Here is a 20,662-nt window from a genome sequence, read left to right as displayed (position 1 = left end):
CTCGCGTGCCCGCGGGCCGCCGATCGGCCCCCCGCCCGCCGGACATCATATGATCACCGCCCCGGGCGCCCGGGAGCTGCGCGGAAACGGCGGACTAGCGCGGGGAAACGGCGGACGAGCGCGGGGAGGCGGCGGACGAGCACCGTGGGCGGGCCGCGCAGCGACCGGGTCACGGCAGGGGCTCCTCCAGCAGGGCGCGGGCGGCGGCCAGTTCGGTGCGGGCCGCCTCCTCGGCGGCCGCGGCGAAGTCGTAGCTGCCCGGGCCGAGCGGGATGCGGATCGGGAGCGGTCCCTCGGTGGCGACGATCCGCAGGACGTGCCGGGCGAAGTCCTCGGCGCGGCCGATCAGGGGGCCTTCCTCCATCGCGTCGAGTTGGCCGCGCATCGCGCCGATGGCCGGGGCGTAGAGCGGCGAGCGGCCGGCGGCGTCGGTGACGGAGGTGCCGTAGGAGGTGGCGAAGCCGCCGGGCTCCAGGGCGGTCACCCGGATGCCGAACGCGGCGGCCTCGGGGGCCAGCGCCTGCGTCATGCCCTCCAGGGCGTGCTTGCCGGTCATGTACGCGGCCAGCCCGGGGAAGGCCATCCGGCCGGCCAGCGAGGAGACGTTGAGTATGTGGCCGCCGCCCTGCGCGCGCATCACCGGCAGGGCGAGCCGGGCCAGCCGCCAGGGACCGACCACCAGGGTCTCCAACTGGTCGCGCAGCTCCTCGTCGCCGACCTCCTCCACCGCGCCGAACAGGCCGTTGCCGGCGTTGTTGACCAGGACGTCCAGCCCGCCGAGGCGGTCCACCGCCGTGACGACGGCCTCCTCGCACTGCCGGGGATCGCGGACGTCCAGGGTGGCCGGCAGGATCCGCCCCGGGTGGTCGTGGAGCAACTGCTCCAGCGCCGCCGGTTTGCGCGCGGTGGCCAGCACGGTGTCACCGGCGGACGCCGCCGCAGCCGCCAGAGCGCGCCCGAGTCCGGACGAACAGCCCGTCACCAGCCACCGTCGTGCCATGTGCTACCCCCGGGTCCCTCGGTCTGTGTTCGGGACACCGTCCCAGAGGACCGTCCCCGCGCCCAGAGCCGGCGGCCCGGCTCCGCCCGGCGCACAGGGGTGCCGGGGGGTGTGCGCCGCATCCGCGCACGCCGTCGGACGTGCCCGTGTCCCGCCCCGGGCCTCCCGTCGGTGCGGGGAGGGGAGGCCGGGGCGGGACGCAGTGGGCTCGGGTGGTTAGGTGCGGGTGGCCGTCATGGCGCGACGTTCTGTTCGATCTGGTGGATGAGGCGCTTGAGTTGGGTGACCTCCTCGCGGAGGGCCTGGTCGCCGGCCGGGGTGAGGGTGATCCAGGTGCGGGGGCGCCGGCCTTCGTAGCCCTTCTCGATCTGGATCAGTCCGGCCTTCTCCAGGACGGTGAGGTGCTGTCCGAGGTTCCCGGCGGTGAGTTCGAGGGTGGTGCGCAGGAACCCGAACTCGACGCGGCGGGCGTGGTGGGCGACGGTGAGGATGCCGAGGCGGACGCGCTGGTGGACGACGTCGTCCAGGCTGTTGACGGGGTGCTGGCCGGCCTGGTCGGCAGCCTGGTCGCTCTGATCGGTCATGACAGGGCGCGGTGGCGGGGCAGTTGGGTCAGGGCGAAGCCGAGCGCGCCGAGCAGCAGGAACACGCCGGGGACGGCCAGACGGGGGAGGCTCGACCAGGGGGAGGTGGCGTCGATCCCCGCCCAGCCGGTGGCGATCGGTGCCAGTTCGATGGTGAGGTAGGCCAGGGCGAAGAGCAGCAGGGCGCGGCTGCGTTCCACCCAGGACAGCACCAGGAGCGGAAGCCCCACGGAGGCGGCCCCTCCGGTGGCCCGTTCGATGAACATCGTCAGTTCTGACGAGGGGTCAAGGTGCAGGCCCCAGAAGTCGATCGGGCCGTAAGGCGTGAGGTGGCGGGTGGCCCAGAAGCCGGTGGCGGCCACCAGGGCGACCAGGACGATCCCGGCGATGACGTACGGCCGGACGGGGGTGCCCACACCGCGGCTGCGGGAGCGGCGGACGTAGAAGACCGCGGTCGCGGTGTAGGCGAGGAGGAGCCCGAGCGTCCAGTAGGCCGGTGAGCCCTGCTTGACGAGGAGGCAGCCGGGGCCGGCCGAGTCGCTGACATCCCGGCAGGCCACGGTCCGGACGCTGAAGGTGAGGCGGTTGGCGACGATGCCGCCCAGCGTGAGCACACCCAGGAGCAGGAGGGGGAACCAGGTGCCGCGCTGGGCGGCGCGGACCCTGCGGGTCAAGTCGCCGAGATTGGCGAGGACTTCGTGAGGGGTGCCCGGCGCGGACACCGTTTCGTCTGTCATGCAGTCAGCTTTGCATCACAGAGTAGTCGTGGCAAGAGATCGACGGAATGACAGTTCGGTCGGTGAACTCCCCTGTCCTGGAGCGGCGTTGCGGAAGGCGTGCGCGTGGTTCGCGGGATCGGGACATCGCCGCAGGTGGTGGGCCCGGCGCGGCCCGGCGCGGCTCGGTGCGGCCCGGCGGGTGCCCGCCGCGCCGCGACCGCGTGCTCAGTCGGAGGCGGCGCCGAACCACGTCGGCAGCCGGTCGAGCAGGTCCTGCTGGTCCTCGCCGACCCACGCCACGTGGCCGTCCGGGCGCAACAGGACCGCGGGGACGTCGAGTTCCTCGCTGACGTCGACGACGTGGTCGACACGGTCCGCCCAGCCGGCCACCGACAGCCGGCCGGTCTGGTCGAGCAGCAGCCCGCGGCCGCCGCGCATCAACTCGTAGAGGCGGCCCTGCTTCAGCTGCACGTCCCGCAGCCGCCGGCCGAGCAGTTCGTGGCCCTCGCCGAAGTCGTAGCGGACCCCGACCGCGGTGATGAGCCCGGTCACGTACCGGTTCACCTCCTCGAAGTCCATCAGGGTGGAGAGCAGCTCCCGCAGCGCGGTCGCGCCCGGATCGGTGCCCAGCAGCACCATCTGCGCACGGGTGTTGTCCAGCACGCGGGCGCCCACCGGGTGCCGTTCGGCGTGGTAGCTGTCCAGCAGCCCCTCCGGCGCCCAGCCGTCGACCGCGGCGGCCAGCTTCCAGCCGAGGTTGAACGCGTCCTGCACACCGAGGTTGAGGCCCTGCCCGCCGGTCGGCGGGTGGATGTGCGCGGCGTCCCCGGCCAGCAGCACCCGGCCGACCCGGTACCGCTCGGCCTGCCGGGTGGCGTCGCCGAACCGGGACAGCCAGCGCGGCGAGTGCACCCCGAAGTCGGTGCCCGCGCAGGACCGCAGCTGCTGCTTGAACTCCTCCAGGGTCGGCGCGGTCGTCCGGTCCTCGGCCACGCCCTCGGCGGGCACGATGATGCGGTACGTCCCGTCCCCGTTGGGAATGGTGCCGAAGCGCAGCTGGGTCCTGCGGACCTCGTCGACGACGGCGGCGACCACCGCCGGGTCCTCGGTCATCTCCATGTCGCCCAGCAGCGTCTCGACCTTGGCGGGCTCTCCGGGGAAGCCGACACCGAGCTCCCTGCGGACCAGGCTTCGGCCGCCGTCGCAGCCGACCAGGTAGCGGGCCTGCAGCCGGGTACCGTCGGCGAGTTCGACGGTCACCCCGTCCTCGTCCTGGCCCAGCCCGACCACCTCGCAGCCGCGCCTGATCTCGGTACCCAGTTCGAGGGCGTGCTCGGTGAGCAGGCGCTCGGTGACCGGCTGCAGGGTGGAGAGGCCGTACGGGTGCGCCGTGTCCAGGAGGTCCGGCCAGGGCTTGACGATGCCGCCGAAGAGCCCGCCGACCTGGAACCTCTCGCTCACCGCGAGGAACCGGTCCAGCAGGCCGCGCTGGTCCATCATCTCGACGCTGCGCGTGTGCAGGCCGCGCCCGCGGGACTGCCCGGTCGGCTCGGCCAGCTTCTCCAGCACGACCACCCGCACGCCGTGCAGCCGCAACTCGCCGGCCAGCATCAGGCCGGTCGGTCCGCCGCCGACCACGATCACGTCAATCATCAGTACGCCCATTCAACGAGATTGGATTTCGACCGGAGCCCGCGCGGTCCGGCGGTACCCGCACCGCACCTCCGCCGCCGGGCCCCGCAACCGCACCGCGGTCCCGCCTGTGGCCGGACGCCCCGGGGCAGCCCGTACGTGCACAAGAGCGGAGGTACCTCGCAAGTCCGTTATTTCCGCAGGTGTCTGGCCTTGGTCGACCATTTTGCGGGACGACCCGGGCCTTGCCGCAAGCCCCCGGGTGCGCTATATGTTGAGAGTGGCAAGGAGAGTGTGACCTCCTTGCCTTTGTCTTTTTCGTGGCACTCCGGCGCCCCGGCACCCCGGCGGGATCCCCGGGCGGCCTGCGGAAGCCGCCGCGGAACGGCCGGAGCAACCGGAACGGCGGACCTGGAGCGGTGCGGAGCCCTCGTCGGGCGCCTCCTGGTGATCCCGTATCTGGGATAGCATCACGAATATGGGAATCGACACGGCCGCCGACGAGCGGCTGGCCACCCGACTTGCCGAGCTCCGCATCGAACGCGGTTGGACGCTGGAGGAGTTGGCCCGGCGGGCGGACGTCAGCCGGTCCACGCTGTCCCGGGTCGAGCGGGCCGAGGTCAGTCCGACCGCCGCCCTGCTCGGACGGCTCTGCGCGGTGTACGGACGCACCATGTCGCGGCTGCTCGCCGAGGTGGAGTCCGCCCCCGCCCGGCTGGTCCGGGCCGGGGAGCAGCGGGTCTGGCGCGACGAGGCCACCGGGTTCGTGCGGCGCTCGGTGTCGCCGCCGCACGGCTCGCTGCGGGCCGAGATCATCGAGGGGCGGTTGCCGCCGGGTGCCGACATCGCCTACGACCGGCCTTCCGTGCCCGGGCTGGAGCACCACATCTGGGTCCTGGAGGGCCGGTTGGAGCTGACCGTCGACGGCGAGCCGCAGCTGCTCGCCGCCGGGGACTGCCTGCGCTTCGTCTGCGGCACCACCCGGTTCCGCAGCCCCGGACCGGGGGACGCCCGGTACGCGCTGGTGGTGGTCGAGCCGTGACCGCCAAGGAGCCGATACCCGCCGAGGGACCTACGCCCGCCGAGGGACCGATACCCGGCAACGGACCGATACCCGGCAAGCCGCCGGTACCCGCCGCGGGGCCGACGCCGCCCGCCGCCCCCGTGCGCTTCGACGCCGCCGGGCGCCGGGTGCTGCTGGTCTGCGTGGCCGGAGGCTTCACCACCCTGCTCGACCAGTCCGTCCTCAACACCTCGATCCCCGCCCTGCGCGAGAGCCTGCACGCCCAGCCCGCCCACCTGCAGTGGATCGTCGCCGGGTACTCGCTCGCCTTCGGCCTGGCACTGATCCCCGGCGGGCGGCTCGGCGACGTCAGGGGCCGCAAGTGGTTCTTCGTCACCGGACTGGCCCTGTTCACCGCGGTCAGCCTGCTCTCCGCGAGCGCCACCGAGCCCTGGGTACTGGTCGCCGCGCGGCTGCTCCAGGGCGCCGGGGCCGGCCTGGTCAACTCCCAGATGATCGGCACCCTCCAGGACGTGTTCAGCGGCCAGCTGCGCGCCCGGGCCCTCGGGATGTACGCCGTCACCGGCGGGCTGGCCTTCGCGCTCGGGCCGCCGATCGGCGGCGCCGTCCTGGCGGCGGTCGGGCCCGAACACGGCTGGCGGCTGACCTTCCTACTCAATGTGCCGTTCGGCCTGGCCACCGTCGCCCTGGCCGCCCGCTACCTGCCGCGCCCTCGCCCCAGCGCCCGGCACGCCGACCTCGACCTGGTCGGCCTGCTGCTGGTCGCCGCGCTGACCCTGACGCTGATGCTGCCCTTCGTCCAGCCGCCCGGCTGGACCGGCTGGCTGGCCTTCACCACCGGCGCCTGCCTGCTGCTCGGCGCGCTCGCCTGGTGGCAGCGCCGCTACGCCCGGGCCGGCGGCCACCCGCTGATCCACCCCGCGCTCACCCGCTCGGCGCCGTACGCACTCGGCACGGCGGTGGCGATGGCCCAGTTCGGCTCGTCCATCGCCGCCGGGCTGGTGCTCACGATGTTCCTCCAGGACGGCCTCGGGCTCTCCCCGATGGGCGCCGCCCTGGTCTCACTGCCCTCGGCGGTGGCGATGGGCGTGGCCTCGGCGCTCGCCTGGCGGGTCGTCCAGCGCTTCGGCCGACGGACCGTGACCGCCGGCATGACCGCCTCCGCCCTGGTGATGCTCGCCGGCGGCCTGGTCGTGCACTGGGCGCCGCCGGCCGCCCTGCCCTGGGTGCTGGCGCTGCTGCAGCTGCTCGGCGGAGCGGCCATCGGCGTGATGGGGGCCACCAACCAGGCCTACGTGCTGCGCCACGCGCCCGCCGAGGCGGCCGGGGTGAGCGGTGCGATCCTGCAGATGGCACAGCGGATCGCGGCGGCGGTCTGCGTCTCCGCACTGTCCGGGCTGTACCTCCGGGCCACCGCGGGCGGGGGCGGGCACCGGGCGGCCTACTCCTGGGCGAGCGCCGTGTGCGCGGCGGTGGCGGGCCTGGCGGTGCTGGCGTCGGTGTACGCGAGCCGGGTGGCGAAGGAGGGGAAACCGCCGGCGGCGGTGGCCGCGCCCGGGCCCTCGGCGGTGGGAGCGGAACGCTGAGACCCCCCGCGGCGGTTCCGGATTGTGCGGCTGGCGAACAGCGTTCCGGGACCGGCCGGTCCGGGCCTACGGTGATCGGCATGACCGATCAGCTGACCGTGGACCTCGGGGAGCTCCGCCTCGCCTACCGCGAGCACGGCAGGGCCGGCGCCCCGCCGCTGCTGCTCCTGCACGCCCTGGGCGAGCGGGGAGCGGACTGGGACGGGGTGCTCCCGCAGCTCGCCCCGCACCACCGGGTGTACGCCCTGGACCTGCGCGGCCACGGTGACAGCGACCGCCCCGCCCGCTACGGCCTCGAACTGATGCGGGACGACGTGGTCGCCTTCCTGGACGCGCTCGGACTGGAGCGGGTGGACGTCGTCGGCCACTCGATGGGCGGCGTGGTCGCCTACCTGCTCGCGCAGTCGCGCCCCGAGCGGGTCGGGCGGCTCGTCCTGGAGGACATCCCGGCGCCCCACCCGCGCCCGGCCACGCCCGTGGCCGACGCCCCCGACGGACCGGTGGACTTCGACTGGGCGGCGGTCGGGCAGATCAAGGCGCAGATCGACACGCCGGAGCCGGCCTGGCTGGAGCGCCTGGCGGACATCGCCGCACCGACCCTGGTGGTGGCCGGCGGACCGGCGAGCCACGTCCCGCAGGACCGGATCGCCGAACTGGCCCGCCGGATCCCGGACTGCCGGGTGGTGACCGTCGAGGCCGGACACCTGGTGCACCACAGCCGGCCGGCGGAGTACGTCGCGGTGGTCGCACCGTTCCTGCACCCCGCCGGCCGGGCGGACTGACCGCCGGGCTGCCCCCCTCAGAACCTCAGACCCCGTGCTCGGCCGGGAGCCGGCCCGCCCGGACGGCCGCGACCAGCTCGGCGTGGTCCGCCTCGGTGCGGTCCGCGTACGCCACCGCGAAGCCGGCGACCGCCTCGTCCAGCTCCTCGTTCTTGCCGCAGTAGCCGCCGAGCAGGCCCGGGTCCGCGGTGTGCGCGTGGGCCCGGGCCAGCAGGGCGCCGGTGATCCGGGCGTAGTCGTCCAGCTGGCCGGGCAGCAGCGCCGCCGGGTCCACGCTGCCCTTGCGGTTGCGGAACTGCCGCACCTGGTAGGGCAGCCCGTCCACGGTGGTCCAGCCCAGCAGGGTGTCGCTGACCACCTGCATGCGCTGCTGGCCGAGCACCACCCGGCGGCCCTCGTGGCTGTCCGGCGCCGTCACCGGGTAGCCCGCGCGGGCCAGGTGCGGCAGCAGGACGGAGGGGCGGGCCTCCTTGACCTGGAGGACCAGCGGCTGCTCCCGGTGGTCGGTCAGCAGGACCACGTAGGAGCGGGTGCCGACGCTGCCGGTGCCGACCACCCGGAACGCCACGTCCTGCACGTGGTAGCGGGAGAGCAGCGGGTGCAGCTCGCCGGCCACCGTGCGCACGTACGGGCCGAGCGCGACCGCCACGGCGGAGGCCGTCGCGTCGGGGACCTCGCTGAGCACCGGCGGCGCGGCGGTGAAGCGCCAGCCGCCGTCCTCGGTGCGGACGGTGGACTTGGCGGCGAACCTGGCACTGGTGTTGCCGAGCGCCTTGGTGCCGACCCTGTTCAGCACCTCGGCCAGGTCGTGCGCCTGGGCGAAGGAGACCAGCTGGTCGTCCGCGACGGCGTTCCAGGCGTCCAGCGCGGGCAGCTTCGCGAGCGCCCGCATCGTGCGGCGGTACGAGCCGGTCGCGTCGTAGGCCGCCTGCCGGGCGGTCGTCTCGTCGGCGCCGACCTCGCGGCCGGCCAGCACCAGGCTGGCGGCGAGCCGCTTGAGGTCCCACTCCCAGGGGCCGGGCACGGTCTCGTCGAAGTCGTTGATGTCCATGACCAGTTGGCCGCGGGCGTCACCGTACAGGCCGAAGTTGGCGGCATGCGCGTCGCCGCAGAGCTGGGCGACTATCCCGGTGGTGGGCGTGGCGGCGAGGTCGGCGGCCATCAGCCCGGCCGAGCCGCGCAGGAACGCGAACGGCGTGGCCGCCATCCGGCCGAGGCGGATCGGCACCAGATCGGCGAGGCGGCCCGCATTGGACGCCTCGATCGCCTCGACGGCGGTCGGGCGGTCGTCGGCGGGGACGAACTCGCCGTGCCGCTCGCGGGGCGTGCGCCCCCGCAGCGCCTTGCCGCGCTCCCGGGCCCGGCCGTCGTGCCGCGGCGCGAACCCCTCCACGGTGAACCGGCGCCCGGCCCTCCGTCCGGTCGCCACCGCGTCCGCCTTGCCCGCCGGCCTGCCGGACCCGTCCACCGCATCGGTCAGCTGCGTCACTGCGCCCGCCCCGTTTCCTCCGTCGTTCCGGCCCGCGCCCCGCGCGGACCAGGCCCCTCGCGGGCCGCGCAGCAGGGTACCTGGCCGCTTCGGTCGACCCGCACGGGGAGGGACGCCGGAGAGGAGGGCGCGGTTCCGCGGTCGGGTACGTCCTAGTGCCGCGTCAGGCAACTTTTGCCCGTCAAGGAGCGGCGTCCGGTGCGTGCTATCGGCGTGCCGGCCGGAAGTCCTCGTACTGGACGTACTTGGGCTTTCGGCCGGTGCGGCGAGAGTGCGTGCCGGGCGTCGCGACGGGGCGAAGGTTGCCTGACGCGGCACTAGAGTGGCCGGGTGGACGATCTTCGGGGGACGGCCGGAACGCGGGTGACCGCGGGCGCGGCGGCGGTGGCGGTGGTGGCGGCCGGGCTCGGGGTGCGGGCGCTGGCGGGCGGGGCGGTGGCCAAGTACGCGGGCGACGGGCTCTACACGGTGCTGCTGTACGCGCTGGTGGTGGCCGTCGCCCCGCGGGTGCGCCCGGTGCGTGCGGGCCTGGTGGCCGCCGCGCTGAGCTGGGCGGTCGAGCTGTTCCAGCTCACCGGGGTGCCCGACGGCCTCGGCCGCCGCAGTACGCTCGCGCGGCTGGTCCTCGGCTCCACCTTCAACCCGCCGGACCTGCTCTGGTACCTGGTCGGCGCGGCGCTCGCCGCCCTGCTGCACACGGCTCTGCTGCGTACGCCCCTGCTGCGCGGCGCCGGGCGGCCGGCGCCGTCCGGGTCGGGCCGTCCTCGGGCTTGAGCGCGCCTGTACGACGGCTCCGAGGCCGCGCGCCACTCTCGACGGATGTACTCACTGCTCGGCTCCTGCCTGCGTTTCCTGCTGCGAGGCCTGATCGTCTCGGGGCAGATCTCGGGGTACGTCCCGCCGGTGCTCCCGCCGTCGCGGAGCGGCCCGGTGCCGGGGCACCCGGAGCGGCTCTGCCCCGAGGTGCCGCTCAGCGCCGTCGAGGTGGGGCTGCGGCGCCAGCTCCGCGGCCTGGCCGACGGGCCGGCGCACCACGAGCCCTGACCGGCCTGCCGCCCCGACCGCCCCGGCCGCTCCGCTCCGCGTGCCCCGGCCCGGGGCACGCGGAGCGAACGGTCAGGCGCCCGCGCCGGACACCGCGCCGGAGGCGGCGGACCGGGCCGAGGCCGAGGCCGGTGCCTCCTCAGGCGTCGCCTCCTCAAGCGGCGGCCCCTCGCGCGGCGGCTCCTCCCTCGGCGGGACGCGTCGCAGCAGCGGCCCGGTCATCAGGGTGGTGACCAGTGCCATCACCACCATGGCGCTGAACATCCGGGTGTCGATGACCCCCAGCCGGTGGCCCACGTTCAGGATCACCAGTTCGGTGAGCCCCCGGGCGTTGAGCAGGATGCCGAGGACGGCGGCATCGCGCCTGGTCGACCCGGTCAGCCGGGCGGCGACGGCGGCGCCGACGAACTTGCCGGTGCAGGCCGTCACCAGCACCGCGGCGACGATGACCAGGCCGTGCAGCCCGAGGCCCGCCAGGTCGACGGACAGGCCGGTGACGGTGAAGAAGGCGGGCAGCAGCAGGAGCCCGGCCTGCTCGATGCGCTCCGGGACCTCCGGTGCGAGGACGTCGATCCGCCGGCGCGGTACCGCCGCCCCGAACATGAAGGCGCCGAAGACGGCGTCCAGGCCGATCGTGCTGGTGACGTAGGCGGTGAGCAGCGTCCCGGTGACGAGGACGGCGTGGATCCACGGGCCGCCGACGGAGCGGCGGCGCTCCGGCGCCAGCAGCCAGCCGAGGCCGGGGCGCACGACGAAGGCGAGGACCAGGACGACCAGGGCCGAGTTCAGCGCCAACCGGCCCAGGGCCCACGGGCTCTGGGACTTCACCACGGCCACCACCACGGCCAGCGCGCACCAGGCGAGGAAGTCCTGGAGGGCGGCGCAGGCCAGCGACATGCTGCCGAGCGGATCCTGCTGCATCCGGCGCTCGGCGATGATCCTGGCGAGGACGGGGAAGGCGGTGATGGACATCGCCGCGCCCAGGAAGAGGGCCGGGCCGAGCCAGTCGTCCGTCGTCAACTGCGAGGCGTCGAACCAGGGCTGGAGCAGCACCGCGAGGCCCAGGCCGAGCGCGAAGGGGAGCGCGACGGAGCTGAGCGAGACCGCGGTCACCTGGCGTCCGGCCCCGCGCAGGTGCCCGATGTCGAACTGGTAGCCGACGATGAACATGAAGAAGACCAGGCCCAGTTGGGAGAGCACCCGAAGGAAGGGCTGGACCTCGGCGGGGAACAGGACGGTGTCCAGGTGCCCGGGGAGCAGCCCGAGCAGGCTGGGGCCCAGGGCGACACCGCCGACGATCTCGCCCATGACGGCCGGCTGGCGCAGCCGGACGGCGAGCCGCCCGCAGACGAAGGCCGTGGCGAGGATGACGGCGAGGGCGACGAGCACCCCGGCCGCCGTCTGCGCCTCGGTCGGACCGGCGGCGAGCAGCTGCGGGTGCGGGCTCACGGGGAGGTACGAATCATGGGGAGGGGAGGCGACCAGTGGGCTCATCGTGTGCGACCTCTTCGTTCGGCGCCCGGTCGGGGGCGGTGGCCGTGCCGGTACGGTCGGTACCGGGTCGGGGGAGGGCGGCGGTCATCGCCCGGCGGCGAGCAGATCGGTCCGGAGCCGGACGGGCGAGGTGCCGAAGGCGATCCGGCGCAGCATCGCGCCGTAGAGCGGTGTCCTGGACAGCAGCGCCGCCGTCCGGGGGCGGACCGTCGAGGAGAGGCGTCCGGTGGAGAGCATCATCCGGCTCTGGACCCGCTGGATCCGGGTGATCCGGTCCACCTCGGGCCGGCGCAGCGCGGTGTAGGCCCGCAGCCGGTCCGCGCCCGCGTCGCCGCTGCGGACCGCCTCGACCAGGACCGGGTGGGCCGCCACGGCGTCCCGGATGGCCAGGTTGATGCCCTGGGCGCCGATCGGGCTGTGGGTGTGGGCGCTGTCGCCGATCAGGACCAGCCCGTCGCGCACCCACTCCTCGGCGCTGCCGGAGAAGACGTCGAGCAGGGAGAGGTCGCCGAAGCCGGTGATCTCGGCGCGGATCCGACCGGCGTACTCCGGTGCGGCGCGGCACAGTTGCTCGACGATGTGGCCGGCGCCCCGGTCGGCCAGTGGCCGGAACCCGCCGTGCGGGAGCGTCCAGCCGAGCTGGACCGAGTCCGACGCCGAGAAGTAGCTGAGGACCGGGTTGCCGCCGGCCCGGAAGACCCGGACGTCCCGCGGTCCCGAGCCGGCCGGGGGCGGTGACCCGCTCAGCCGGAACCAGAGCACGTCCTGGCTGAACAGCTCCTGGCGCCGGTAGCCGATCCCGGCCAGGGTGCGGATCTTGGAGAACCGGCCGTCCGCCGCGACCACGCACCGCGCCCGGACCACCCGGCCGACCGGGTCGGCCCCCCGGGTGGCGACCACGCCGCGTACGGCGCCCGCCTCCTCCACCAGTGCGGTCGCCTTGGTGCCGGCCAGGTACTCGAACCCCTCGTGGCGTTCGCAGGCGGCCAGCAGCTCGGTCAGCAGGTGGCGCTGGGGCAGGCTCAGCAGGCAGTTGTACGGTCCGGGCAGCCGCCGGTAGTCGCCGTTGATGAGGATCCGCCCGTGCTCCTCCAGCAGGAAGCGGTCGTGCTCGACGGCGCCGTGCTCCCGCGCGGGGCCGAGGACGCCCAGTTCGTCCAGCAGCGCCTGGCCGCCGGGTTGGAGGATCTCCCCGCGGTACGTCCGGTCCAGCGAGCGGCTGCGCTCCAGCAGCGTGACCCGGATGCCGGAGCGGACCAGCAGCAGGGCGAGCGTCAGCCCGGCCGGGCCGCCGCCGACCACGCAGATATCGGTGTCGATGTCCATGCGCCCAGACCCTAGGCAGCGGCCCTCAACGGCGGTTCGCGCCGCCGCCCTGCGGTGGCCGCGCCCGCGGTGGCGGCGGCCGCACCGGCCGGCGTCCGCGGGGCAGGTGGACGACGGCTCGAACCCGCCGCGAGGCCGGGAGCCGACGATCTGTACCGGCGGAATTCCCTGCCGTACAGGAGGTCGTCGGGCATGTCGGAGACGGACAGCAGGTCGGAGACGGGCGGGGGGAGCAGCAGTGTCAGGTGACGACGGGCGGCGCCGTGTGGTGGTGACCGGGATGGGGGTGGTGGCGCCCGGCGAGGTCGGCACCAAGGCCTTCTGGGAGCTGCTGACGGCGGGCCGGACCGCGACGCGGACGATCTCGACGTTCGACGCGTCGCCGTTCCGGTCCCGGGTGGCCGCCGAGTGTGAATTCGACCCGGCGGCCAGCGGGCTGACGCAGCGTGAGATCCGGCAGTGGGACCGCACCGCGCAGTTCGCGGTGGTCGCGGCCCGGGAGGCGCTGGCGGACTCGGGCGTGTCGGGTCTCAACGACCCGCTGCGGACCGGGGTGATGGCGGGCACGGCGTGCGGGATGACGATCAGTCTCGACCGCGAGTTCGCGGTGGTGAGCGACGAGGGCCGCAAGCGCCTGGTCGACGACGCGCACGGGGTGCCCTACCTCTACGACTACTTCGTGCCGTCCTCGATGGCGACCGAACTGGCCTGGCTGGTGGAGGCGGAGGGTCCGGTGGGCGTGGTCTCGACCGGGTGCACCTCCGGGATCGACGTGATCGCCCACGCGTGCGACCTGATCCGCGACGGCGAGGCGGACGTGATGCTCGCCGGTGCCTCGGACGCGGCGATCTCCCCGATCACCGTGGCGTGCTTCGACGCGATCAAGGCGACCACGCCGCGCAACGACGAGCCGCAGAGCGCCTCGCGGCCGTTCGACCTGACCCGCAACGGCTTCGCCCTCGGCGAGGGCGCGGCGATGTTCGTCCTGGAGGAGCGCGAGCACGCGCGCCGCCGCGGCGCGCACATCTACGCCGAGGTCACCGGGTACGCGGGGCGCTGCAACTCCTACAGCATGACCGGGCTGCGGCTGGACGGGAACGAGATGGCCGAGGCGATCCGGGTCGCGCTCGACCGCAGCCGGATGAACCCCGAGGACATCGCGTACGTCAACGCGCACGGCTCGGCCACCAAGCAGAACGACCGGCACGAGACGGCCGCGTTCAAGAAGAGCCTGGGCGACCACGCCTACCGGGTGCCGGTCAGCTCGATCAAGTCGATGATCGGGCACTCGCTGGGCGCGGTCTGCGCCCTGGAGTTCGCCGCCAGCGCGCTGGCGATCGAGCACTCGGTGGTGCCGCCCACGGCCAACCTCCACGTGCCCGATCCCGAGTGCGACCTGGACTACGTGCCGCTGGTGGCCAGGGAGCAGCGGGTGTCCACGGTGCTCAGCGTGGCCAGCGGCTTCGGCGGCTTCCAGAGCGCGATCGTGCTGGCGGATCCGGAACGGAGTGGGGCATGAGCAGGGTGGTGGTGACCGGCATCGGCGTCGTGGCGCCGAACGGCTGGGGTGTGGAGGAGTACTGGGAGGCCACGCTGGCCGGCCGCTCGGGCCTCGGTCCGCTCACCCGCTTCGACTCGGCCGGGTACCGGGCCCATGTGGCCGGCGAGGTGAACTTCACGCCGGAGGACCACCTGCCGGGCCGGCTGCTTCCGCAGACCGACCACATGACCAGGCTGGCGCTGGTGGCCGCGCAGGAGGCGCTGGCCGACGCGGGGGCCGACCCGGCGTCGATGCCGGACTTCGCCGCCGGGGTGGTCACGGCCGCCTCGGCGGGCGGGTTCGAGTTCGGGCAGCGCGAGCTGGAGGCGCTGTGGAGCAAGGGCCCGGCCTACGTCAGCGCCTACCAGTCCTTCGCCTGGTTCTACCCGGTCAACACCGGCCAGATCTCGATCCGGCACGGCATGCGGGGCCCGGGCTCGGCGCTGGTGGCCGAGCAGGCGGGCGGGCTGGACGCCCTGGCCAAGGCGCGGCGGCACGTCCGGGAGGACACCGCGCTGATGCTGGCCGGCGGGGTGGACGGCTCGATCTGCCCGTGGTCGTGGCTCTGCCTCACCCGCAGCGGCACGATCAGCGCGGAGCGGGACCCGCGGCGGGCCTTCGTCCCCTTCGACGCCGACGCGTCGGGCGGGATCCCCGGGGAGGGCGGCGCCCTGCTCGTGCTGGAGACCCCGGAACGGGCGGTGGAGCGCGGGCAGCGCCGCCACTACGGCGAGGTCGCGGGCTATGCCGCGACCTTCGACCCGCGGCCCGGCTCCGGGCGCCCCGCCGGACTGCGGCGGGCGATCGACGCGGCCCTGGCCGACGCCGGGGTCGGGCCGGGGGACATCGACGTGGTGTTCGCCGACGCCAGCGGCGTGGCCGAGCGGGACCGCGCGGAGGCCGAGGTGCTGAGTGCGGTGTTCGGACCGCGCGGGGTGCCGGTGACGGTGCCCAAGACGATGACCGGCCGGCTGCTCGCCGGGGGCGCCCCGCTGGACGTGGCGGCGGCGCTGCTGGCCATGCGGGACTCGGTCATCCCGCCCTCCGTCCACATCGACCGGCCGGCCCACGGGGAGCTCGACCTGGTACGGGACCGGCCCCGGCCGGCCCGGCTGGGGAGCGCCCTGGTGCTCGCCCGCGGGCACGGAGGGTTCAACAGCGCGCTCGTGCTGACGAGTTGCTGACGGAGTTGCTGACGAGCCGCCGGCAACCGCAGTGAACGGCAGGCGACCGCAGTGAACGGCCGGCGATCGGAACTGCCGGGCGAAGAAGTGACCGACGATCAACCGAACTGAGGAAACACCATGGCAGAGTTCACCCTTGACGATCTGATCAGCGCGCTGCGCGAGGCGGCGGGCAGCGACGAGGGCGTCGACCTCGACGACATCCTGGACGTGCCCTTCGAGGCCCTGGGCTACGACTCACTGGCGCTGTTCAACACCGTCAACATGATCGAGCGGGACCGGGGCGTCGCCCTTCCGGACGACGTCGTGGTCGAGGCCACCACGCCGCGGCAGCTGCTGGACGCGGTCAACCTCGGCCTCGCCAAGGCGGGTTGAGCGTGTGCGGAATCGTCGGGGCGGTCGACTTCGAGGCCTCCCCCGAGCATCGCCGTGAGCTGCTCCAGGCGATGACGGACACCATGGCCTGCCGGGGACCGGACGCCGAGGGGCTCTGGTTCGGCCCGTGGGTCGGCTTCGGCCACCGGCGGCTGGCGGTGATCGACCCGGCGCACGGGCAGCAGCCGATGACCGCCGACCACGAGGGCCGCAGCGCGTCGATCACCTTCGCCGGGGAGGTCTACAACTTCCGCGAGCTGCGCGCCGAGTTGATCGGGCACGGCCACCGGTTCCGGACGGCGTGCGACACCGAGGTCGTCCTGCGCGGCTACCTGCAGTGGGGCGCCGCACTGGTCGAGCGGCTGAACGGCATGTACGCCTTCGGCATCTGGGACGGGCAGAGCGAGGAACTGCTGCTGGTCCGGGACCGGATGGGCGTCAAGCCGCTCTACTACCACCCGACCCGCGCGGGTGTGCTGTTCGGCTCGGAGCCGAAGGCGATCCTGGCCGACCGGACGGTACCGCGCCGGGTCGGCGCGGAGGGGCTGTGCGAGGCGCTGGACATGGTCAAGACGCCCGAGGCGGCCGTCTTCTCGGGGATGTACGAGGTCCGTCCCGGCCAGTTGGTCAGGGTGGGCCGCGGCGGGGTGCGCCGCCAGACGTACTGGCGGCTGGAGGCTCGCGAGCACACCGACGACCTGCCCGCCACCATCGGGGCCGTCCGGGAGCTGCTGTCCGACACGGTCGCGCGCCAGCTGGTCGCGGACGTGCCGCTGGGCGTCCTGCTCTCCGGCGGCCTCGACTCCTCGGCGGTCACCGCGCTGGCCGCCCGCTCCGGGCCGGTGCGCTCGTTCTCGGTGGACTTCCGGGGGGCGGCCGACGGCTTCGCCCCGGACGCGGTGCGGCAGGCGCCGGACGCGCCGTTCGTCCGCGACCTCGCCCGGCACGTGGGCGCGGACCACCGCGAGATCCTGCTGGACAGCCCGGAGTTGACGGATCCCGCGGTGCGGGCCGCGGTGCTGCGGGCGACCGACCTGCCGCCCGCGTACTGGGGCGACATGTGGCCCTCGCTGTACCTGTTCTTCCGGGCGGTGAAGCAGCACTGCACGGTGGCGCTGTCGGGCGAGGCGGCGGACGAACTGTTCGGCGGCTACCGCTGGTTCCGCAACCCGCTGGCCCTGCGCGCCGCGACCTTCCCCTGGCTCACCTCCGGTTCGGCGCGCTACTTCGGCGGCCGGTCGCTGTTCCAGCAGGGCCTGTTGGACAAGCTCGACCTGGACGGCCACCGGGCCGCCCGGTACTCCGAGGCGCTCGCCGAAGTCCCGGTGCTGCCGGGGGAGTCCGCCGAGGACCGCCGGATGCGCGAGGTCACGTACCTCAACCTGACCCGGTTCGTGCAGACCCTGCTGGACCGCAAGGACCGGATGAGCATGGCGGTCGGCCTGGAGGTCCGGGTGCCGTTCTGCGACCACCGGCTGGTGGAGTACGTGTTCAACGTGCCCTGGGAGATGAAGTCCTTCGACGGGCGGGAGAAGAGCCTGCTGCGGGCGGCCGTCTCCGACCTGCTGCCCCGCTCGGTGGTCGAACGGGTCAAGACCCCGTACCCGGCCACCCAGGACCCGGGCTACGAGGGCGTGCTGCGCGCCGAGCTCGCGGGGCTGCTGCGCGACCGGGACGCGCCGGTGCTGCCGCTGCTGGACCTCGGCCGGGCGCGGTCCCTCGTCGACCGGCCGCTGGGCGCGGTCAGCCGGCCCTACGACCGGGGCAGCCTGGAGCTGGTGCTCTGGCTCAACTCCTGGCTCCGGGAGTACGAGGTCACGCTGGACCTGTGACCCCGGCGGCGCCCGGCCCGTCGGTCACCGACAGGGGCAGCTCGTCCGCCAGGACCGCACGAAGGCCACGCAGCAGCCGCCGCGTGGCCTTCAGGTCGTCCGGGTCCAGGGCCGCGGCCAGGTGCTCCAGCCAGCGCCGCTCGGCCGGCTCCAGCCGGGCGAGCGCGTCGGCTCCCTTGGCGGTCAGCGAGACCAGCGGGGCGCGCCGGTCCGCCGGGTTGGGCGCGGTGCTGACGAGACCGTCCTCGACCAGTTTGACGACGGTCTGCTGGGCGGCCTGCCGGCGCAGCCCGCGCTCGCGTGCCAGGTGGGCGGCGCTCTGCGGGCCCTCCGCCAGCAGGCCGAGGACCTGCCACCGCGCGGAGGTCAGCCCGAACCGGCCGGACAGCGCGTCGCCCGCACGCAGCAGGGCGCCGTTGACGGCGAAGAGTTCGGTGGTGATCTCGCTCAAGGTATCGGCCGCGGGGGAGAGGTCCGTCATGGGGGCAGCCTAATCGCAGCACGCCCCCGCCGTTTCGACAAGAGCTTGTCATTCGCTCGGGATGGCCACTACCCTCAAACTCGACAAGAGCTTGTCGATTTCAGGGGCGCCGCACCCGGCCCGCACCCGTACCCGGCCCACACCCGGCCCTCACCCCGGCCCGGCCCGGTCCGCACCCGCACCCGGGGCCGAACCCAGGCCCGGACCCGGCCGTGCGCGGCCGACCGGCGCCACCGGGCCGACCGACCGACACCGCATGGAGAAACAGGAATGGCTAACCTCGCCTCGCAGACCGACGAGGCCGTCGCCGACGACGACACCGGCCCGGCCGGCTTCACCCACCGCCAGATCATCACGGCGCTCTCCGGACTGCTGCTGGCCGTCCTGCTCGCCGCGCTCGACCAGACCATCGTCTCCACCGCGCTGCGCACCATCGGCGACCAGCTGCACGGACAGACCGTCCAGGCCTGGGTGATCACCGGCTACCTGGTGAGCTCCACGATCGCGATGCCCTTCTACGGCAAGCTCTCCGACATCTACGGCCGCAAGCCGCTCTACCTGGCGGCGATCGTGATCTTCATCGTCGGCTCCGCGGCCTGCGCCGCGGCGAACTCGATGGAGACCCTCGCCGTCGCCCGCGTGGTCCAGGGCTTCGGCGGCGCCGGCCTGATGTCGCTGCCCACCGCCGTGATCGCCGACCTCGCCCCGGTACGGGAGCGCGGCCGCTACTTCTCCTACCTGATGATGGCCTGGGTCGCCGCCAGCGTGCTCGGCCCGCTGGTCGGCGGGCTGTTCGCCGGCGCCGGCGAGATCCTCGGGGTGACCGGCTGGCGCTGGGCCTTTCTGATCAACGTGCCGCTCGGGCTGGTGGCGCTGCTCAGCGTGCGCAAGGCGCTCAACCTGCCGCACCGGCGGACGGACCACCCGATCGACTACTGGGGCGCCCTCTGCCTCGCGCTCACGCTGGTGCCGCTGCTGATCGTCGCCGAGGAGGGCCTCGACTGGGGCTGGGGCTCGGGCCGCGCGCTGGCGCTGTACGCGGTCGCCGCCGTCGGCGCGGTGCTGTTCACGGTGGTGGAGCGGGCCCGCGGGCTGTCCGCGATGGTCCCGCTGCGGCTGTTCCGGCGGGGCGGCATCTCCCTGGCCACCGCCGTCAACTTCACCATCGGCGTCGGCATCTTCGGCACCGTCTCCACCCTGCCGCTCTTCCTCCAGCTGGTGCAGGACCGCAGCGCCACCGTGGCGGGGCTGGTGATCATCCCGGTGATGACCGGGGCGATCCTCTCCCAGATGGTCTGCGCGAAGATCATCAAGAAGTCGAACCGCTACAAGAAGCCCGCGATCGCCGGTCTCGGCTCGATGGCCGGCGCGCTGCTGGGCCTCTCCGCCGCCGGGGCCGACACCCCGCTCTGGGCGGTCGTGCTGCTCGCGGCCTGGCTCGGCCTGGGCATCGGCCTCTCGCAGACCGTCATCACCCTGGCCATCCAGAGCGCGGCGCCCAAGTCCGAGCTGGGCGTGGCCAACGCCGCCTCCGGCCTGTTCCGCCAGCTCGGCGGCACGGCGGGCGCCGCGGTGTTCATGTCGGTGCTGTTCAGCGTCGCCGCGGACCGGATCGGCGGGGCGCTCGACGGCGACGAAGCCGTCCGCCGGGCGCTCTCCGACCCGGACACCACCGGCGGGCTCGCCGCGTCGGCGGTCGACGCCTTCGCCTCGGGCTTCCAGAGCATGTTCCTGGTCGGCGGCGTGATCCTGGCGGCCGGCTTCCTGCTCACCTTCCTCCTGCGGGAGCTGCGCGACGAGGAGTGACCCCGCGCGGGCACCGGCACACGCGTGCCTCCCGCGCGGGCACCGGCACACGACGGCCGCTCGAAGCGCCCCCACGAGCATGGGGACATCCCCAAGACCACCGAGAGTGGAGGACCCATGCCCCCGATACCCCTGCCCGAGGACCTGCTCGCCGACTGCGTCGACGGCCCGACCTTCCTGTCGATCATGGGAGCGCTGCCCACCGGCGTGACCGTCGTGACCACCCTCGGCCCCGGCGGCGAGCCGTACGGGCTGACCTGCTCGGCGGCGTGCAGCGTCTCCAAGACGCCGCCCCTGCTGCTGGTCTGCATCCACCGGGAGAGCCGGGTGCTGCGGGCCATCCTGGACCGCGGCGCGTTCGCGGTGAACGTGCTGCGCGGCGGCGGGGAGGACACCTCCGCGCTGTTCGCCTCGGCCCGCGGCGACCGCTTCGGCGGCGTCGAGTGGGAGCCCAGCCGGCTCGGCGGCCTGCCCACCTTCCCGGGGGACGCCGTCGCCCACGCCGAGTGCCGGGTCGCCTCGGCCCTCGACGCCGGCGACCACACCATCGTGGTCGGCGCCGTGGTGGACGGCGCCGCCCGGCCCGAGGTGCCGAGCCCGCTGATGTACTGGCGCCGCTCCTACGCCCGCTGGCCGGTCGAGGAGGACCCGCGGGCGGTCGCCCTCACCCTGGCCGCCGAGGGCTGAGCGGCAGGCTGACGACAGCGGCGAGGGCCGCGTCACCACAGCGGCGAGGGCCGCGTCCGGGGATCGGCTCCCCGGAC

Annotated in this window: 19 protein-coding genes; 11 read left to right on the top strand and 8 right to left on the bottom strand. The window is 74.3% G+C overall.

Features of this window, described 5'->3' with window-relative positions; genetic code table 11:
* Nucleotides 1–169: 169 nt before the first annotated feature.
* The 4 genes from ACFVVX_RS27220 to rox all read right to left on the bottom strand — a co-directional run bounded on the left by ACFVVX_RS27220 (nt 170) and on the right by rox (nt 3,956).
* Entirely contained in the window at nt 170–1,000 is an 831-nt protein-coding gene (locus ACFVVX_RS27220; protein ID WP_387949256.1) for an SDR family oxidoreductase, read from the bottom strand.
* Between the two features lie 233 nt (nt 1,001–1,233).
* Nucleotides 1,234–1,584 (bottom strand): winged helix-turn-helix domain-containing protein, encoded by a 351-nt coding sequence (locus tag ACFVVX_RS27215; protein WP_387949255.1) that lies wholly within the window; start codon nt 1,582–1,584, stop codon nt 1,234–1,236.
* Nucleotides 1,581–2,321, bottom strand: a complete 741-nt coding sequence (locus ACFVVX_RS27210; RefSeq protein ID WP_387949254.1) for a hypothetical protein — start codon at nt 2,319–2,321, stop codon at nt 1,581–1,583. The genes ACFVVX_RS27215 and ACFVVX_RS27210 overlap by 4 nt, the downstream gene beginning before the upstream one ends.
* A 207-nt stretch (nt 2,322–2,528) precedes the next feature.
* Entirely contained in the window at nt 2,529–3,956 is a 1,428-nt protein-coding gene (rox, locus tag ACFVVX_RS27205; RefSeq protein ID WP_387949377.1) for a rifampin monooxygenase, read from the bottom strand.
* Between the two features lie 457 nt (nt 3,957–4,413).
* Between rox and ACFVVX_RS27200 the strand changes: the two genes are divergently transcribed.
* The 3 genes from ACFVVX_RS27200 (at nt 4,414) to ACFVVX_RS27190 (ending at nt 7,327) form a co-directional block, all read left to right on the top strand.
* On the top strand, nt 4,414–4,977 hold the full coding sequence (locus ACFVVX_RS27200) for a helix-turn-helix domain-containing protein (RefSeq protein WP_387949253.1): 564 nt from the start codon (nt 4,414–4,416) through the stop codon (nt 4,975–4,977).
* Nucleotides 4,974–6,545, top strand: coding sequence for an MFS transporter (locus ACFVVX_RS27195; protein WP_387949252.1), 1,572 nt, complete (start codon nt 4,974–4,976; stop codon nt 6,543–6,545). The genes ACFVVX_RS27200 and ACFVVX_RS27195 overlap by 4 nt, the downstream gene beginning before the upstream one ends.
* Nucleotides 6,546–6,625: 80 nt before the next feature.
* Entirely contained in the window at nt 6,626–7,327 is a 702-nt protein-coding gene (locus ACFVVX_RS27190; RefSeq protein ID WP_387949251.1) for an alpha/beta fold hydrolase, read from the top strand.
* A 25-nt stretch (nt 7,328–7,352) separates the two neighbouring features.
* On the opposite strand, the gene ACFVVX_RS27185 is transcribed toward ACFVVX_RS27190, so the two are convergent.
* Nucleotides 7,353–8,816: a DUF2252 domain-containing protein gene (locus ACFVVX_RS27185; RefSeq protein WP_387949250.1), complete on the bottom strand. Its 1,464-nt coding sequence runs from the start codon at nt 8,814–8,816 to the stop codon at nt 7,353–7,355.
* 330 nt (nt 8,817–9,146) lie between these two features.
* Between ACFVVX_RS27185 and ACFVVX_RS27180 the strand changes: the two genes are divergently transcribed.
* Nucleotides 9,147–9,590: a DUF2809 domain-containing protein gene (locus tag ACFVVX_RS27180; RefSeq protein ID WP_387949249.1), complete on the top strand. Its 444-nt coding sequence runs from the start codon at nt 9,147–9,149 to the stop codon at nt 9,588–9,590.
* Between the two features lie 45 nt (nt 9,591–9,635).
* A complete protein-coding gene (locus tag ACFVVX_RS27175; protein WP_387949248.1) occupies nt 9,636–9,860 on the top strand; it encodes a DUF6059 family protein in 225 nt (74 codons plus the stop codon).
* Between the two features lie 72 nt (nt 9,861–9,932).
* On the opposite strand, the gene ACFVVX_RS27170 is transcribed toward ACFVVX_RS27175, so the two are convergent.
* Together ACFVVX_RS27170 and ACFVVX_RS27165 are read right to left on the bottom strand one after the other, a co-directional pair.
* Complete coding sequence (locus ACFVVX_RS27170) at nt 9,933–11,354, bottom strand: cation:proton antiporter (RefSeq protein ID WP_387949247.1); 1,422 nt, start codon at nt 11,352–11,354, stop codon at nt 9,933–9,935.
* Nucleotides 11,355–11,438: 84 nt separating this feature from the next.
* Nucleotides 11,439–12,680 carry an FAD-dependent monooxygenase gene (locus ACFVVX_RS27165; RefSeq protein WP_387949246.1) on the bottom strand — a complete coding sequence of 414 codons (1,242 nt, stop codon included), beginning with the start codon at nt 12,678–12,680 and terminating at the stop codon, nt 11,439–11,441.
* 238 nt (nt 12,681–12,918) lie between these two features.
* On the opposite strand from ACFVVX_RS27165, the gene ACFVVX_RS27160 reads away from it, so the two are divergent.
* From ACFVVX_RS27160 to asnB, 4 genes are all read left to right on the top strand, one after another.
* Nucleotides 12,919–14,199, top strand: coding sequence for a beta-ketoacyl-[acyl-carrier-protein] synthase family protein (locus ACFVVX_RS27160; protein WP_387949245.1), 1,281 nt, complete (start codon nt 12,919–12,921; stop codon nt 14,197–14,199).
* The gene (locus tag ACFVVX_RS27155) at nt 14,196–15,404 is read left to right on the top strand and encodes a ketosynthase chain-length factor (protein WP_387949244.1); all 1,209 of its coding nucleotides are present in this window, start codon (nt 14,196–14,198) and stop codon (nt 15,402–15,404) included. Before ACFVVX_RS27160 ends, ACFVVX_RS27155 begins: the two co-directional genes overlap by 4 nt.
* 120 nt (nt 15,405–15,524) lie before the next feature.
* Nucleotides 15,525–15,779, top strand: coding sequence for an acyl carrier protein (locus ACFVVX_RS27150; RefSeq protein ID WP_387949243.1), 255 nt, complete (start codon nt 15,525–15,527; stop codon nt 15,777–15,779).
* A 2-nt stretch (nt 15,780–15,781) separates the two neighbouring features.
* A complete protein-coding gene (gene asnB, locus ACFVVX_RS27145; protein WP_387949242.1) occupies nt 15,782–17,611 on the top strand; it encodes an asparagine synthase (glutamine-hydrolyzing) in 1,830 nt (609 codons plus the stop codon).
* Here the strand turns inward: asnB and ACFVVX_RS27140 are convergent.
* Entirely contained in the window at nt 17,595–18,092 is a 498-nt protein-coding gene (locus ACFVVX_RS27140; protein ID WP_387949241.1) for a MarR family winged helix-turn-helix transcriptional regulator, read from the bottom strand. The two genes, asnB and ACFVVX_RS27140, sit on opposite strands and share 17 nt — an antisense overlap.
* 270 nt (nt 18,093–18,362) lie before the next feature.
* Here ACFVVX_RS27140 and tcr3 point away from each other — a divergent pair, with 270 nt between their 5' ends.
* A complete protein-coding gene (tcr3, locus tag ACFVVX_RS27135; RefSeq protein WP_387949240.1) occupies nt 18,363–19,898 on the top strand; it encodes a tetracycline efflux MFS transporter Tcr3 in 1,536 nt (511 codons plus the stop codon).
* A 117-nt stretch (nt 19,899–20,015) separates the two neighbouring features.
* Entirely contained in the window at nt 20,016–20,585 is a 570-nt protein-coding gene (locus ACFVVX_RS27130; protein WP_387949239.1) for a flavin reductase family protein, read from the top strand.
* Nucleotides 20,586–20,662 lie beyond the last annotated feature (77 nt).

Origin of the sequence: Kitasatospora sp. NPDC058170 (assembly GCF_042883905.1) — a bacterium.
In the GTDB taxonomy this organism is placed as follows: domain Bacteria; phylum Actinomycetota; class Actinomycetes; order Streptomycetales; family Streptomycetaceae; genus Kitasatospora.
Note: the sequence above shows the minus strand (reverse complement) of the source record. Positions and strands in the feature narration are given on the sequence as shown.